This is a genomic window from Paraburkholderia antibiotica (assembly GCF_012927125.1).
Classification (GTDB): Bacteria; Pseudomonadota; Gammaproteobacteria; order Burkholderiales; family Burkholderiaceae; genus Paraburkholderia; species Paraburkholderia antibiotica.
Genome location: NZ_JABBFZ010000033.1, coordinates 1 through 15,690 on the forward strand (window position 1 = coordinate 1; position 15,690 = coordinate 15,690).

Consider the following 15,690-nt stretch of genomic DNA (forward strand, 5'->3'; position numbering starts at 1 on the left):
TGTGGCGAAGCGTGAAATATGAAGAGGTGTATCTGAAAGCCTATGAATCGGTCAGCCACGCCCGGCGCTCAATCGGCGATTACATCAGTCTGTACAACCAGAGACGACCTCATTCGAGTCTGGAAGACCGCACGCCGGATGAGGCATACTTCGCGACGCTGCCTGCGATCAAATTGGCAGCATGACTGCCCCGGACGTTCCACTTAAAAATCTCAGAAGTCTGTCCGAACGGGTGAGGCCACCTCTCCTCTATCGTCGACGCCCGCTTTGATGAAAAAAGCAAAGTTTTGACATTGCACTTTGAGGATATGCAGCTTTTACAGTTGATTCCGGAAAAGGACGGGCTTGAGTCTTATGTTCTACATACGGCACAAGGGATCGTTCCGATTATCGATTTCTCAGAGTAACGATTCGAACCCGGTCACGCAGGAGCGGGCACGTTGTTCTCGAGTGCGATGTCGCAGCTCAATAGCGGACAGGCAGATATGGCCGGCATGAACTTGCACTTCTACGCGGCGAGTCTCAAAGCGGAGTTCGATACCTTGCAGCTCTTCGACCTTAATAGATTTGTAAATGCCAGGATCGCACTGGTCCCGGACTTGAGCCCTACGCGAATGCCCACCCGTAGTATGGGGACAATGTACAGGAGCAGCTGATACCTGTAATTCCCGCACGAAGGCTCAATCGAAGAACGCTACAGTTTTAGTCTCAAAAATGACGACCGACGAATTGCGCCTGCATTTGATACATCTTATCGAAACCTACGTGACGGACTCGATTTTGATGAAACGGTTGCTAGCTCTTGCCGAACGGGACGAAGTCCCAGCAAAGGGTGTCTTGGTGAAGTCGATTCCTTATCTTTCAGGAAGAGTTACAGATGCCGATGCGAGATTGATCGAGGAAGTTGCGTTCAATTTTTGCTGACTGTCGGATTTATCTCGATTTGTTGCCACAAGGATCGATTCTGAACGCATAACAGGGACAAGAAATTACCCAGAACATCGCGCGTGATCTATAAAATGAAGTAACTGCCCAAAAAAAGTTAAATTAATTTAATAGTTTTGATGTACTAATGAAGATTACGTACCATACGCTGATATCACTTGCCGTCTGTGCAACGCTCTGCGCACTCACGCAAAGTGCATTAGCAGCCGGTATTCGCCCTGACGGCGGCACGTCCACGTCGGTAGCGACAGCCGCCAATGGCCACCAGACCGTCAACATTGCCCCTGCAACCGGCGGTGTTTCTCACAACACGTACTCGTCGTTCAACGTTTCATCGGCCGGCGCGGACCTGAACAACACCGGCATCAACGCGAACACGATTGTCAACCAGGTCACCAGCACGAATCCCTCGTTGATCCAGGGCGCTATTTCGGTGCTCGGCCCGCGCGCCAACGTGATCCTCGCGAACCCGAACGGCATCACCGTCAACGGCGGCAGCTTCGTGAACGCGGGCCACGTCGTGCTATCGACCGGCCAGGTGAGCTTTGCCGACCAGACGCTCGAATCGGGCGCACTCCAACGCAACGTCGTGCTGACCACGAACGGCGGCGCGATCACGATCGGCCCAGGCGGGCTGTCGGGCAGGCTCGTGAACCTCGATCTCGTCGCGAAGCAGCTCGCGGTGAACGGTCCGGTCGTGAACGATTACACCAGCTCCACGGGCGGCGTACGCGCGACGGTCGGCGACAGCACCACCACCTGGGACACCGGCTTTTCTCCCTCGGACAACGGCCATGACTGGCTAACCAGCACCACCTCACCGAAAACGCAGAACAACGCACTGGCCATCGACATCACTGCCGCCGGCGGCCTCACCGGTGGTCACGTGCAGCTGATCGTCACCGATCAGGGCGCCGGCGTGCGCAACCTCGGCACGATCTACGCAAGCGCGGGCGATGTGGTCGTATCGTCGAATGGCGACGTGACGGTGGCCGATGGGTCGATCGAGGCCGAACACGACATTGCGATCACGACGCCCGGCACCGTTTCGCTGCAAGGCGCGCAGATGAGCGCCACGAACGATGTGACGGCGAACGCCGGAGCGATTACGCTGAACGACGACGCAACAGGCCCGTCGATGCTGAACGCGCTGACGGGCTCGGTCAACCTGACCAGTACCGGCGACATCACGAACATCGGCAGCGTGATCCAGGCCGGCACACTCTTCACCGACGGCAGCAGCGTCGGCGGCAACGTCGCGCTCACCGCGAACGGCAGCATCACGAACCGCTCGACGCCCGCGAATCTCGGCGTCATCTTCGCCGCGAACGGCACGACGTCGCTGAGCGCGCAACGCGACATCACCAACGACAACGCGCGGATTCTCTCCCACCAGGACCTGGCGCTCACCGCGCAAGGCGACGTGCAGAACATCATCGACCACACGAGCGGCATCAATAACGGCACTCCCGTCGCCTACTCGCGTACCGGTGGCAGTTTCCTGTTCTTCACGCACACCACAAGCGGTTTCGACGTCGACTACGGCACCGTCAGCAACCCGGAGCAGCTTGCGTACATCGGATCGATCTCGGGCGCGGTGACGATCTCCGGCAACAACGTGACCAACTCGGGCGGCATCATCTACTCGAACCATGGCGCCATCGATATCACCGCGAAGGACACCTTTACCAACGCCGCGGTGTTCTCGGGCCAGGCGAGCTATTCGCACAGTTGCTGGATCTTCTGTCACGCGAGCGCATCGAGCGATATCGTCCCATACGGCGGCACGATCCAGTCCGGTGCGGATCTGTCGATTACCGCGGGCAACGTCGCACGCAATCTCGGCGGCAACGTATCCGCTAGCGGCGATCTCGACGTCACCGCGCCCGTCACGTACGCACAGGGCGTCGCCGGCTATTCGGCGATCAACCAGGATCACGGCTTCAAGGCGTTCTTCGGCAGTACATGGGCGCAGATCATCGCGACCGACATCGGTGGTGGCTTTAGCGCGGACGGCGCCGTGCATCTGACCGGCGACGCGATCGTCGACGGCGGTTCGATCAGCGGAGCGAACGGCGTCAGCGCAACGGGCACGATCACGACCGTGCGCGCGCCGTCGACTACGCCAGTGCAGATCGGCCAGCATCTGGGCCTGACGACGTGGATCGGCTTCTGATGCGAGGCTCACCACTTCGTATTCGCAGGAGCGTCACGCTGACCACGGCAGCGGTGCTGCAGATCGGCGCCGCGCTGCCGGCGGTCGCGCAAACGCCGCCGCCTGCGTTGCCTCCGGGCACCGCCGTGCGTCCGATCCAGGACCCCGGCCAGCAGCTCATCGACGAACAGCGCCGGCGGGCACGGCAGCGGCAGCTCGCGCAGCCGCCTGCGTCGGTGAGCATCGCGCCGTCGACGGAAGAAACCACGCTCGACATTTCTGCCGACACGCCAGTCGACCAGATCGTCGAAAAAGGGCCGACGTTCGAGGTCAGGCAGATCGTGTTGACCGCACCGGGCAACGCGCCGTTCGTTTCGCCATCCGGCGTGCCGCAGGCGAAACTCGACGCGATCGTCGCGCCGTTCAGCGCTCACGCGCTTGGCTCGCATCGGATCAACGTATTGCTGAAGCGGCTGACCGATGCGTTCGTCGAGGCGGGTTACGTGACCACGCGCGCGTTGCTCGGACCGCAGAACCTCGGCAGCGGTACGCTAACTGTCACGGTCCAGGTGGGCCACATCGGCGCCTATACGGTCAATGGCCAGCCGATCCATCGACTGAAAACGGATGAGAAGGCAGCAGGCGGCGGCTGGCTGACGGATGCGGGCTACGAGAACGCGTTTCCTGCCGCGCCCGGCGATCCGCTGCGGCTCGAGGATATCGATCAGGGCGTGTCGCAGATCAACCGGCTGCGGCGCAATCAGGCAACGGTGCAGGTGCTGCCGGGCCAGAGCGCCGGCGATTCGGTCGTCGACATCCGCAACCGTTCCGGCGACGGTGTCTACTACAGCCTCGGGGTCGACAACTACGGCAGCTCGGCGACGGGCGTCACACGCTATCGCGCGGGCCTCGAGGCGGACAACCTGATCGGCCTGCAGGAATCGCTGAGCCTGAACTTCATCGACAGCACCGACAGCAATGCGCTCGTCGGTTCGTTCGCGGTGCCGTTCGGCCGCCACACGTTCAGCTACACGCTGTCGGACTCGGAGTACCAGGAGGTGGTCGGCACGAGCGTGCTGCTTTACGGCCGCACGCTGAGCCACATTCTCGGCTGGAACTACGCGCTCGATCGCACGCAGGCCGACATCGTCAACCTCGATGCGACGCTGTCGTGGCGGCGCACGGATCGTCAGACCAATGGCATCGGTCTCGACCCCGAGCGTATCGCCGTGCTGCGCGCAGGCGGCAACTGGCTGCACAAGTTCGTGCTCAACGACGCGCCCGGCAGTGTGACGCTCGATGCGGGTCTTTCGCAGGGACTGCCGTGGCTCGAGGCCGACCACAACAAGCCCAACATCGCGCGCACCGACGCGCACGGCCAGTTCACCAAATTCGACGCGACGGCGACGTTCACGGTGCCGCTGCCGCCGCTGGGTCGGGCGCAGCTCGCATATCGCGGCGTGCTGGGCGGACAGTACACGAACGTCGCGCTGTACGGCTCCGAGCAGTTGTACCTCGGCGGCATGGACACGGTGCGGGGTTTCCGCTCCGGTGAAATTGCCGGCGACCGGGGCATTTACTCGCGCAACGAACTCGCGTGGGTCAATGCGCCCGCATGGCCGGACGGCCGCATCGAACCCTATGTGTTCTTCGATGCGGGCAAGGCGTCGCTCGTCGCGATGCCGGGTTTTCCGTCGCTCGTGGGGGCGGGGTTCGGCGTACGGACGCAGTGGCAATGGCATCGGCAACTGCTGTCCGGCGAACTGCTCGCGGGACGCGCGTTGACGCAACCGGCGGCGCTGGGATCGAAGGCGACGCTGATTCTCGGCACCATCAACTGGACGTATTGAAGCAGTAAAAAACGGCAGTAACAGCAGTAAAAGTAACAGTAAAAACGAAGGATTCGGAACATGAAAAATCATTCCAACAGAACCAGAGCGACGCTTGTCGCCGCATTGATGATCGGCCTCGGAGCGGCAGCGCCCGCATTCGCTCAGACGGCCGCCGCGCCGGTCTCTACATTGCCGGCCGGCACGGCGGCGATCGTCAATGGCGCGGCGATTTCGCAGGCGCAGCTCGACGAAGTCGTGCGGCTCGCGGCGCAAACGACGCATCAGCAGGACACGCCGCAACTGCGTCAGGTGGCCAGGCAGCAACTGATCGTGCGTGAACTGTTCCGCCAGCATGCGGAGAAGGCTCGCTACGACGCGAAACCGGAAGTGCAGCAGGCGATGAACAACGCGAAGATCAATGCGGAGACCCAGCTTTATCTGAAGGACAACATTCATCCTGCGCCGGTGACGGACGCGCAGGTCAAGGCGCGCTTCGACGGGATCGTCGCATCGCTCGGCAAGGAGGAATACAAGCCGCGCGTCATTGCGGTTTCGGATGCGACGACGGCGGCGACGGTGATCGGCGAACTGAAGGCGGGCAAAGCGTTCGATATGCTGGCCGAGCAATACAGCGTGGCGCCGAGCCGGATGAACGGCGGCCAGTTGCCGTGGGTCAGCTTCAAGACACCCGTCACCGAAGGCAAAACCAGCGGTCTGCCGCTCGCGGTCGCGCAGGCGATCACGCAACTGCCGGTCGGCGGCGTGACGCCCGAGGCGATTGTCGAGGGATCGACGCGCATCATCGTCAAGCTCGATGCGAAGCGGCCGACGCAGGTTCCCGCGTTCGATCAGGCGAAGGAAACGATCCGTCAGCAGTTGCAGGTGCTGGCGACGGAGAAAGCCGCCGCGGATTTCTCCGCTGGCCTGCTCAAGAATGCGTCGATCCAGCAGTAACGTTGGGACGGCAACTGTCATGCGCTACTGCGCACCACGGTTCAGGTGCGCGGGCGCAAGTCTTTGAGCCGGGCGGCCCGCTTTCGCGGGCACGCACCGCGGTGCCCGATTATGAGGGCACAGGATGAGGGCGTGGGCGCGGCTTCCACGCTAGCGCTTTCGCCCGCGTTCGCCTGGTTTCAGCCGGATTGCCGTCAACTGCCGAACAACGACCCTTGCGTGCCGCGGCTCGGCGGATGACGCGTCGCTTTCGCGGGGGCGTTGTTTTTAGCCGCACGGGTTGCCTGCGTGGCTTCCCGCACCACGTCACACCGTTGCCCATCGTCCGCCGCCGCTTCGAGCGACGTCTGCCCCGCCTCCAGCGAAAGCAGCAGCATCTTGTTGGCAAGGCCGCCCGCGAAGCCGGTCAACTCGCCCGACGCGCCGATCACGCGATGACACGGCGCGACGATCGAAATCGGATTACGCCCGTTCGCCGCGCCGACCGCGCGCACCGCGTTGACGTTGCCGACCTGCTGCGCGATCTCGGTGTAACTGCGCGTCTGGCCGAACGGAATCGTCAGCAGCGCGTGCCAGACCTTTTTCTGGAACTCGGTACCCTGGAAGTCGAGCGGCAGATCGAAGCGCTGCCGCGTGCCCGCGAAATACTCGCGCAATTGCCGCTCGGTTTCGAGCAGCACTGCCGATTCGTTCGCTTCGACCATCTCGCCGAGCCGCACGCGGTTCGGCTTGTCGTGTTCCCACAGAATCGCGGCGAGGTGCTCGTCCTTCGCGACGAGCTTCAACTGGCCGACCGGCGAATCCATCAACTTGTATGCGTACGTCACTTTGTCTTGCTCCTGACGGGGTGGAGGCGCGAAGCTGGCGAGCCGGACTCGCGAGCGGTTACCGAAAGCTGCATGAAGGCCGCGCCGTTATCTTGCAGTGTGCCGCTCGCATGGTCTGAACGCGCTCCGGATCTTGCTGTCTGATTCGCATTCGTCTGAACCGCGACGATCCTGCCACTGTACCGCAGACAGCCCCGAATGGACCCCGACTCAGTAGAATTGAGTCCTTCGGTACGACGCGCGGCGCTACCCGAACCTTTTTTCCACGACTGTGACCACGACTTTAGAACAACTGCGGGCTGGCCAACTGGCGGGTGCGCGCCAGCTCAAACTGGCGTGCGGCCTGAGCGAATTTCCGCGCGAGATTTTCGATCTCGCCGACACGCTCGAAGTGCTCGATCTGTCGAACAACGCGTTGACCGCGCTGCCCGACGATCTGCCGCGTCTGCGCAAACTGCGCATCGTGTTCGCGTCGAACAATCCGTTTACGGAACTGCCCGGCGTGCTCGGCGAATGCGCGCAATTGAGCATGATCGGCTTCAAGGCGAATCGCATTCGCGAAGTGCCGGCGCGCGCGCTGCCGCAGCATCTGCGCTGGCTGATCCTGACCGACAACGAAATCGAGCGCCTGCCCGCGGAGCTGGGCCGTTGCACGCAGCTGCAGAAGCTGATGCTCGCCGGCAACCGGCTGCGCACGCTGCCCGATGAACTGGCCACGTGCTCGCGGCTCGAATTGCTGCGGCTCGCGGCGAACCGCTTCGACGCACTGCCGCGCTGGCTGCTGCGGTTGCCGCGCCTGTCGTGGCTGGCGTATGCGGGCAATCCGTTCAATGCCGCGTTCGAACACACGGCGTTGAGTGACACGCCGATCCGCACGATTCGCTGGGATGCGCTGACGCTCGAACAGCAGTTGGGCGAGGGCGCCTCGGGCGTGATCCATCGCGCGACGTGGCGCGAGGACGGCGAGCGTGCCACGCGTCCGGTCGCTGTCAAGCTGTTCAAGGGCGCGGTGACGAGCGACGGTCTGCCCGATTGCGAAATGGCCGCTTGCATTCGCGCCGGCGATCATCCGAATCTGATTCCGGTGCTCGGCAAGCTGATCGGTCATCCGGCGGATACGCATGGGCTCGTGATGGACCTGATCGAGCCGCGCTTCGCCAATCTCGCCGGGCCGCCGAGCCTCGCGTCGTGCACGCGCGACATCTATTGCGACGATGCGCGCTTCGATCTCGCGAGCGTGCTCGGTATTGCGCGCGGCATCGCGGAGGTGGCGAGTCATCTGCATCGGCGGGGCGTGATGCATGGCGATCTGTACGCGCACAATATCCTGCACGGCGGCGCGGGGCAGGCGCTGCTCGGCGACTTCGGCGCGGCGTCGTTCTATGATGCCAACGATCGCGAGCTCGGCATCGCGCTGCAGCGGCTCGAAGTACGCGCGTATGGCTGCCTGCTCGAAGAGCTGCTCGAACGTTGCAATGCGTTCGATGGGCTCGCTGGGCTCGATGAACTGCCGCAATCCGCAACACAACTTGCCACCCAACTCGCCGACTTGAAAACGCGTTGCCTGAGCGAAGACATCGACAGCCGGCCGCTCTTCGACGAGATCGCCGCACACGTCGCGTCGCTCGATCGGCAACGCTGCGAAGGAGACAAGCCATGACGCAGAACATGCGCCGCCGCGCGCTGCTCGCGGGCGCACTGGCCGCGACCGGCGTATCGGCGCTCGCCGGCATGGCCGGGTTCGCCGGCGCGGCGTGCGCCGAAGTGCCGCCTGGCGCGAAGCTGAAGATCGCGCTGGTGGTCAAATCGATGACGGACCCGTTCACGGTCGCGATGGTCGACGCCGCGCGCAATTACCAGCAGCACTTCGCGTCGCAGTTCAGTCTGACGATACGCGGTACCGCGAAGCAGACCGACACCGCCGCGCAGATTCGCATGGTCGACGAGATGATCCGCGCGAAGATGAACGCGATCGTGATCGCGCCGACCGATTCGAAGGCGCTGGCGCCGGTGGTCGCGCGCGCGATCCGCGCCGGCATCATCGTGATCACGATCGACAATCCGCTCGACGACGCCGCGCAGAAGGCCGCCGGCATTTCGGTGCCGTTCGTCGGGCCGAACAACCGCAACGGCGCGCGTCAGGTCGGCAAGTATCTGGCCGACCATCTGAAGCGCGGCGATCAGGTCGGCATCATCGAGGGCATTGCGGTGAGCCGCAATGCGCAGCAACGCACGGCCGGCGGCCGCGATGCGATGGAGGCCGCGGGCATGGAAGTCGTCGCGGTTCAGTCGGGCAACTGGGATTACGCTCAGGGCCGCGACGTGGCCACGAAGATGCTCGCCGAGCATCCGCAACTGCGCGCGCTGCTGTGCGGCAACGACAACATGGCGATGGGCGCGGTCGACGCGATTCGCGACGCGGGTCGCGGCGGCGGTGTCTACGTGACCGGCTACAACGCGATCGATACGATCAGGCCGCTGCTCGCCGACGGCCGCGTGCTCGCGACGATGAACCAGTTCGCCGACCGTCAGGCGGTGTTCGGTATCGACTTCGCATTGAAGGCGGTCAGCGAGCACCGCAAGGAGCGCGAGCTGTCGAGGGTGATCGAGACGCCGCTGCAACTGGTGACGGCGACGAAGCGATAACGCGTCGCGCGGGCGACAGGAGCGCCCGCGCGCGCCCACGAACTCGCATGAACGCGCGCGAACGCGCGTTAAGCGATCAATCCGCCGACACCTTGCGCGGCTTCGTCGCCTTCTCGAGCTTGTTGTACTCGAACTCCGGCACCGACTTCAGCGCCTCTTTGGTGGCGCCCGCGAGGAACAGGTTGCCATCGCGAATCTGGAAGTGGTCGACCGGAATCGCTACATAGTGCTTGCCTATGCCGAGGAAGCCTCCCACCGATACGACCGCGTAGCTCGCCTTGCGATCCGGCGCGATGATCACGTCGTAGATGCTGCCGATCTTGTCGTTCAGATCGTTGTAGACCGGTTCGTCGACGAGCGCGCGCCGCACGCTCCAGCCCTTGAGCAGCGCATTGGTCTGCTCGATCGTGCCACCGAGCGGCTGCAATCCCGCAACCTGCGCCCATGCACCCGGCGACATCCACAGCGCGGCCAGCGTGGCCGCGCACGTCAGTGTGCCTGCGATTTTCTTCGCTTTCATTGTCGGACTCCCTGATTGCCCGTTGGTTGGTGTGCGTCGACACGTAGCACGCGACGTGCCCGGCTGGCGCGTCGGCGCGTGGTGCAGGCAGTCGCGCGGCGATGCTGCCCAAGGAGGCAACTTGATGCGTTTTCGGAATGACCTGTTGCCGATTTGTCAATGGCAGGTGTGGATGGGGTGACTTAATATCGCGCCAACGTGGACCGGCCGTGACGGAGTTTGCAACGCGGACGGTACGCGAATAAGCGGACGCAAGCACCAATGCAAAAACAACACAGGAGACACGCAACATGGCTAAGTCCATTCTGACCCGCCTGCTCGGCTTGACGCTCGGTGCCGGCATCGCGTTGAGCGCTGTCAGCGCGCACGCGGGCGCGACGCTCGATCGTGTGATGAAGAACGGCACGATGATGGTCGCGACGAGCGGCAAGTGGCCGCCGCAGGCATTCCTGAACGACAAGCACGAATTCGACGGCTTCGATATCGACGTCGCGAAGGAAATCGCGCGTCGCCTCGGCGTCAAGGTCACGTTCGATACGCCGCAGTTCAGCCTGATGACCGGCGGTCACTGGCATGGTCGCTGGGACCTGTCGGTGCTGTCCGTCACGCCGACCAAGCCGCGCGCCGAATTGCTCGACTTCCCGGCCGTCTATTACTACAGCCCGTACGTGTTCGTCGTGAACAAGGACTCGAAGGCGCAGACGCGGGCCGATCTGAACGGCAAGGTGATCGGCGTCGAAGCGGGCACGACGTCGGAAGACTATGTGCGTAACCGCCTCAATATCGCGGGCCCGGATGTGCCGGCGTTCCAGTACATGACGAAGCCGCCGAAGGAAATCAAAACCTACGCCGACTCGATGTTGCCGTACGACGATCTGCGTCTCGGCGACGGCAAGCGCCTCGACGGCATCGTGACGCCGGTGCAGACCGCGCTCAACGCGATCAAGAACGGCTACCCGGTGAAGATCGTCCCCGGCGACTACGCATTCCGCGAGCCGCTCGCGATCGTCGCCGACAAGGGCGACGCCGATTGGGACAAGAAAGTCGGCGACATCGTCGCGCAGATGAAGCAGGACGGCACGCTGACGAAGCTCAGCATGAAGTGGTTCGGCAACGACTATACGAAGTAAGCGCGTAATCGCGCCGCGATGCGGGCGTCGCGCGGCGCGTTTCGTCCGGCCGTACTTGCCCACCCCTCACCATCAGGCCGCACCCGTCAGAAGATGGCTTCTTACCTCGATACCTATTACACCCGCACGCTGCGCACCGTCGAGCCGCGCGCGTCGCTGAACGGCACCGTGACGGCCGACGTCTGCGTGGTCGGCGCGGGCATGGCCGGGATCACCACGGCGCTCGAATTGCTGCGGCGTGGCCGCTCGGTGGTCCTGCTCGAAGCGCAGCGCGTGTCGTGGGGCGCGTCGGGCCGCAACGGCGGCGTGGTCAGCCCCGGCTATTCGACGAGCTTCGAGCGCATCGCGCAGCGCGTCGGCGTCGACGATGCGAAGTCGATCTACCGGATGTCGATCGAGGGCGTCGATATCGTCGCCGACAACATCCGGCAACTCGGCATCGACGAAGCGCAGCCGGTGCCCGGCGTGCTGCGCGTGTCGCGTCACGAGAACACCGCCGACATGCAGGCGCAGCAGGCATGGCTCGCCAACGAGTTCCAGTACGACGTCACCTTCAGGAGCCACGAGGAGATTCGCGAGTGGCTCGTGTCGGACAAGTACCGGCACGCGCTGTATAACGAACGCGGTTTCCATTTCCATCCGCTGAATTACGCGCGGGCGCTGGTCGCGGAAGTCGAGCGGCTCGGCGGTCAGGTGTATGAGGATTCCGAAGTGTTGTCGCTCGACTGCGCGTCGGCGGTCAAGCGGCTAAGGACGGCGCGCGGTACGGTCACGGCGCGCGATGTCGTGTTCACCTGCGGCGGCTACACCGGCAACGTGGTGCCGCAACTCGCGCGCAGCTATCTGCCGATTTCGACCTACATGCTGGTCACCGAGCAGGCTCCGGACCTGATCGCGACCGCGATCCGTACGCGTGCATCGGTCGGCGACAGCCGGCGAGCGAGCGATTACTACCGTCTCGTCGACGGCGGCGAGCGGATTCTGTGGGGCGGCATGATCACCACGCGTAAGTCCGAACCGGATCGGCTCGCGGAGTTGCTGCGCCGGCGCATGGTCGATACCTATCCGCAACTGGCCGAGCTGAAAGTCGCGCTCGCGTGGTCGGGGCGCATGTCATACGCGCGGCATCTGATGCCGCTGATCGGCCGGATGCATACGGGCGTCTGGTACTGCATGGGCTTCGGCGGTCACGGCATGAATACGACCGCGGTCGGCGGTCGCCTGATCGCCCAGGGCATCACCGACGAAACCGATCGCTACCGGCTGTTCGCGCCGTTCGGTCTCGAATGGAACGGCGGACCGGCGGGCACGGCGGCGGTTCAACTGACCTACTGGTACTACCAGTTGATGGATTTCATGCGCGAACGCGCGGCTTGAATCGACGTGGCCGGCATGGTCTCCATGGCCGGCATGAACGAAGTCGTGCACTGTCCTTGCGGCGGAATGACGGAGGAACACATGTTTGCAGAAGAAGCTGACGGCGTCGAAAAACGCAATCCGGGCCCGATTCTCGTGCTGCTCGGCGCGTTGCTGCTCGGCGGATACTTCGCGGTGCAGCACGCGCCGGACTGGATCGGCGGCATTACGCAGGGCGTGCCGGCGCTCGGCATCGACGCGACCTTGCTGCAGAAGCTGCTGGGCGGCGCGGTGGCGATCGCGGCGTTGATCGCCAATTGCTATCTGCTGCTGCGGTTGTCGTTGCGCTGGCAGATCACCGTCGTGTGGTGCGAACTCGCGTTGCTGGTTGTGCTGTTCTTCTCGACCTTCAATCTGAGCTTCGAATTCATCGAGCGCAAGATCGGCTATCTGGTACTGCAAGGCGCAACGACGACGTTGTACATCTCGGCGATTTCGATCGCGCTTGCCTTCGTGCTCGCGTTGATCGGTGCGTTGGCGAAGCTGTCGTCGAACGGCATCGCGATCGGTATCGCGACGTTCTATACGTCGCTGTTCCGCGGCCTGCCGCTGCTGATGCAGATCTTCATTCTCTATCTCGGCCTGCCGCAACTCGGCTATATCGTCAATCCGATTCCGGCCGGTGTTGCCGCGTTGTCGCTGTGCTACGGCGCGTATATGACTGAGATTTTTCGCGCGGGCATTCAAAGCATTCCGAAAGGGCAGTGGGATGCGGCGCGCGCGCTCGGCCTCAGCCACGGCATGATGATGCGGCTCGTGATTCTGCCGCAGGCGTTGCGCGTGATCATTCCGCCGACCGGCAATCAGTTCATCGCGATGCTGAAGGATAGCTCGCTGGTGTCCGTCGTCGGCGTGTGGGAGCTGACTTATGTCGCGACCACCGAAGGGCAGCGCGAATTCCGCCACATGGAGATGCTGATCAGCGCCGCGTTGATTTACTGGCTGCTGTCGATGGTGCTCGAAGTGATCCAGTCGCGGATCGAACGCCGCTTCAGAAAGTCCGCGCGATGAAGTCGCTCGTCGATTCGATACTTACGGGAACAGCATGAGGGAAGCGACATTGAGCATCGAACAGCCGGTGCCTGCAGCGATTCGGCCGGCCGTCGCGCTGGAGCACGTGAACAAATGGTACGGCTCGATTCAGGTACTGCGCGACGTCAGTATGAACGTCGCGCCCGGCGAGCGCGTCGTGATTCTCGGGCCGTCGGGCTCGGGAAAATCGACGCTGATCCGCTGCATCAACCGGCTCGAACGGCATCAGCAGGGACGCATTCTGGTCGACGACGTCGAAGTCACCGACGACGTGCGCACGCTGCACGCGATCCGTCGCAAAGTCGGCATGGTGTTTCAGTCGTTCAATCTGTTTCCGCATCTGACGGTGCTCGAGAACTGCATGCTCGCGTCGACGCACGTGCGCCGCATCAGCAAAGCCGATGCGCAGGCGCTCGCGATGCACTATATCGAACGCGTGCGGATTCCCGAGCAGGCGCACAAGTATCCGACGCAACTGTCGGGCGGGCAGCAGCAGCGCGTCGCGATCGCTCGCGCGCTGTGCATGGAGCCCGAGGTGATGTTGTTCGACGAACCGACTTCGGCGCTCGATCCGGAGATGATCAAGGAAGTGCTCGAAACGATGATCGGCCTCGCGGACTCCGGCATGACGATGATCTGCGTGACCCACGAAATGGGCTTCGCGCGTCAGGTCGCCGATCGGGTGGTGTTTATGGATCGCGGCGAGATCATCGAAACCGGTACGCCACGCGAGGTGTTCGATCAGCCGCGCAGCGCGCGCCTGAAGCAGTTTCTCTGTCAGGTGGTCCGAGCCGACTGAGGCGCAGGATCGCGCGTTTCACGGGCCAAACGGGGCAAAGCTGGATAGGGATGGCTTTGCCCGTGGACCGCGAAGCCGGGCAAGCCGGCGCGCGCGGGTTCAGGCCAGCAGCTGTTCGACCACCCAGCGCGCAATCGTAATCGCGCTGCCATTCGCGCCGAGGCTCGACTCGACCTGCGCCGCGGCACCCAGCCCGTTGCATTTGGGCAGCGTCGCATACACGAGATTGCTCTGATAGTAGTTGTAGGTTTCGCCATTCGCGACCGCACAATTGCTCATGAACAGGAAGTAGTAGTTGTCGATTCCTCCGTGGATCGTGTCCTGCGAGAAGCAGACCGTCGCATAGACAGCGGTCGCGTAATCGACGCTGGTGGCGTAGTTGTTCGGGTCCAGGTTGTAGCCGTCGCCGCCGACATAGGTGCGCCCCTGGTTGCAGCGCAGCGCCATGCCGTCGATACCCTTTTCGTTCAAGGCCAGAAATTCCGCTGCGGTAATGATGCGTTCCGCGTCCTGCTGATCGAGCTTGCTCATGTCGATATCCTCCGTGACGGGTTGTACTGCGGTGGTATGAACGCGCGGGAAAGGGATTTGTGAAAAGCGGTTTTGTGAAAAGCGCGCTGCCGTCTGTTCCCGAATGGCTGCCGTGATGGCGGTCGCGGCTTTTTTTTTCGTGGCATCATCTCCTTGCTGTCGGAACGCTTCCGAAACGAACTGCAAGGCTCTCCATGTCATTCCACACCTGGTTGCTTTTTGCCGCCGCTTATCTGCTCACTACGATTTCGCCGGGACCGAACGTGCTGCTCGTGATCCGCAATTCGGTTCGCTACGGAAGCCGGGGTGCGGCGGCGAGCGTCGCGGGAAATCTGCTTGCGCAACTGGTCGTGGTCATACTCGTGGCGCTTGGCGTCGGCGCGGTATTGGCGGCCTTGCCGCCGCTCTTCGTCGCGATGAAGGTACTCGGCGCGGCTTATCTGATGTATCTCGGCGTCCGGCAATTGCTCAGCGGCAAACGGCAGCCTGCGCAGACCACGCAGGCCGATGCGGGTGCATTGTCCGTTGCGGTGTTCGAACGGAAAAAAGTATTCCGCGAGGCATTGCTGGTATCGGGCAGCAATCCGAAGACGCTAATCTTTCTGTCGGCATTCATGCCGCAATTCATCGACCACGAGCGCGCTTTGAGCGGGCAGTTCATCGTGATGTATCTGACAATCGCGGTGATCGTCGCGATCGTGCATACGATCTACTCGTTCGGTGTGCGCGGCATTCATCGGCGCTTCGGTGCGAACCGCTGGCTCGCGGCAATCAGGCGCGGCAGTGGGCTGATCTTCGTCGCGCTTGGTATCAAGTTGCTCACTGCGCAGCGCGCGTAGCGGCGCGGCGCGGTTTTACGCTACGGCGGTGCGTTGCCGCCGTGCATTGAATTACACTTGCCAT

Annotated in this window: 15 protein-coding genes; 12 read left to right on the forward strand and 3 right to left on the reverse strand. The window is 62.9% G+C overall.

Going from position 1 to position 15,690, the window contains the following annotated elements:
- From HHL14_RS30895 to HHL14_RS30915, 5 genes are all read left to right on the forward strand, one after another.
- Positions 1-185: integrase core domain-containing protein (locus tag HHL14_RS30895; protein WP_169501398.1), on the forward strand; the 185-nt coding region annotated here is incomplete at its 5' end.
- A gap of 529 nt (positions 186-714) precedes the next feature.
- Positions 715-924 (forward strand): hypothetical protein, encoded by a 210-nt coding sequence (locus HHL14_RS30900; protein ID WP_169501399.1) that lies wholly within the window; start codon positions 715-717, stop codon positions 922-924.
- A gap of 148 nt (positions 925-1,072) precedes the next feature.
- Positions 1,073-3,121 (forward strand): two-partner secretion domain-containing protein, encoded by a 2,049-nt coding sequence (locus tag HHL14_RS30905; RefSeq protein WP_169501400.1) that lies wholly within the window; start codon positions 1,073-1,075, stop codon positions 3,119-3,121.
- Positions 3,121-4,950: a ShlB/FhaC/HecB family hemolysin secretion/activation protein gene (locus HHL14_RS30910; protein ID WP_169501401.1), complete on the forward strand. Its 1,830-nt coding sequence runs from the start codon at positions 3,121-3,123 to the stop codon at positions 4,948-4,950. Before HHL14_RS30905 ends, HHL14_RS30910 begins: the two co-directional genes overlap by 1 nt.
- A gap of 60 nt (positions 4,951-5,010) precedes the next feature.
- The gene (locus HHL14_RS30915; protein ID WP_169501402.1) at positions 5,011-5,886 is read left to right on the forward strand and encodes a peptidyl-prolyl cis-trans isomerase; all 876 of its coding nucleotides are present in this window, start codon (positions 5,011-5,013) and stop codon (positions 5,884-5,886) included.
- A 194-nt stretch (positions 5,887-6,080) separates the two neighbouring features.
- Here the strand turns inward: HHL14_RS30915 and HHL14_RS30920 are convergent, their stop codons facing one another.
- The gene (locus tag HHL14_RS30920) at positions 6,081-6,713 is read right to left on the reverse strand and encodes a methylated-DNA--[protein]-cysteine S-methyltransferase (protein WP_169501403.1); all 633 of its coding nucleotides are present in this window, start codon (positions 6,711-6,713) and stop codon (positions 6,081-6,083) included.
- Positions 6,714-6,984: 271 nt separating this feature from the next.
- Here HHL14_RS30920 and HHL14_RS30925 point away from each other — a divergent pair, with 271 nt between their 5' ends.
- Both HHL14_RS30925 and HHL14_RS30930 read left to right on the forward strand, forming a co-directional pair.
- The gene (locus HHL14_RS30925; RefSeq protein ID WP_169501404.1) at positions 6,985-8,373 is read left to right on the forward strand and encodes a leucine-rich repeat-containing protein kinase family protein; all 1,389 of its coding nucleotides are present in this window, start codon (positions 6,985-6,987) and stop codon (positions 8,371-8,373) included.
- Complete coding sequence (locus tag HHL14_RS30930) at positions 8,370-9,359, forward strand: substrate-binding domain-containing protein (protein ID WP_169501405.1); 990 nt, start codon at positions 8,370-8,372, stop codon at positions 9,357-9,359. The genes HHL14_RS30925 and HHL14_RS30930 overlap by 4 nt, the downstream gene beginning before the upstream one ends.
- Before the next feature lie 76 nt (positions 9,360-9,435).
- Here the strand turns inward: HHL14_RS30930 and HHL14_RS30935 are convergent, their stop codons facing one another.
- Positions 9,436-9,879: a PRC-barrel domain-containing protein gene (locus HHL14_RS30935; RefSeq protein ID WP_169501406.1), complete on the reverse strand. Its 444-nt coding sequence runs from the start codon at positions 9,877-9,879 to the stop codon at positions 9,436-9,438.
- Between the two features lie 290 nt (positions 9,880-10,169).
- Between HHL14_RS30935 and HHL14_RS30940 the strand changes: the two genes are divergently transcribed.
- From HHL14_RS30940 to HHL14_RS30955, 4 genes are all read left to right on the forward strand, one after another.
- Positions 10,170-11,009 (forward strand): transporter substrate-binding domain-containing protein, encoded by an 840-nt coding sequence (locus tag HHL14_RS30940; protein ID WP_169501407.1) that lies wholly within the window; start codon positions 10,170-10,172, stop codon positions 11,007-11,009.
- Positions 11,010-11,102: 93 nt separating this feature from the next.
- Positions 11,103-12,386: an NAD(P)/FAD-dependent oxidoreductase gene (locus HHL14_RS30945; RefSeq protein ID WP_169501408.1), complete on the forward strand. Its 1,284-nt coding sequence runs from the start codon at positions 11,103-11,105 to the stop codon at positions 12,384-12,386.
- 81 nt (positions 12,387-12,467) lie between these two features.
- The gene (locus HHL14_RS30950; RefSeq protein WP_169501409.1) at positions 12,468-13,436 is read left to right on the forward strand and encodes an amino acid ABC transporter permease; all 969 of its coding nucleotides are present in this window, start codon (positions 12,468-12,470) and stop codon (positions 13,434-13,436) included.
- A 49-nt stretch (positions 13,437-13,485) separates the two neighbouring features.
- Positions 13,486-14,256 (forward strand): amino acid ABC transporter ATP-binding protein, encoded by a 771-nt coding sequence (locus HHL14_RS30955; RefSeq protein WP_407945320.1) that lies wholly within the window; start codon positions 13,486-13,488, stop codon positions 14,254-14,256.
- Between the two features lie 99 nt (positions 14,257-14,355).
- Here the strand turns inward: HHL14_RS30955 and HHL14_RS30960 are convergent, their stop codons facing one another.
- Positions 14,356-14,973 carry a hypothetical protein gene (locus tag HHL14_RS30960; RefSeq protein ID WP_169501411.1) on the reverse strand — a complete coding sequence of 206 codons (618 nt, stop codon included), beginning with the start codon at positions 14,971-14,973 and terminating at the stop codon, positions 14,356-14,358.
- Positions 14,974-14,981: 8 nt separating this feature from the next.
- Here HHL14_RS30960 and HHL14_RS30965 point away from each other — a divergent pair, with 8 nt between their 5' ends.
- A complete protein-coding gene (locus HHL14_RS30965) occupies positions 14,982-15,626 on the forward strand; it encodes a LysE family translocator (protein WP_169501412.1) in 645 nt (214 codons plus the stop codon).
- Positions 15,627-15,690: the final 64 nt, after the last annotated feature.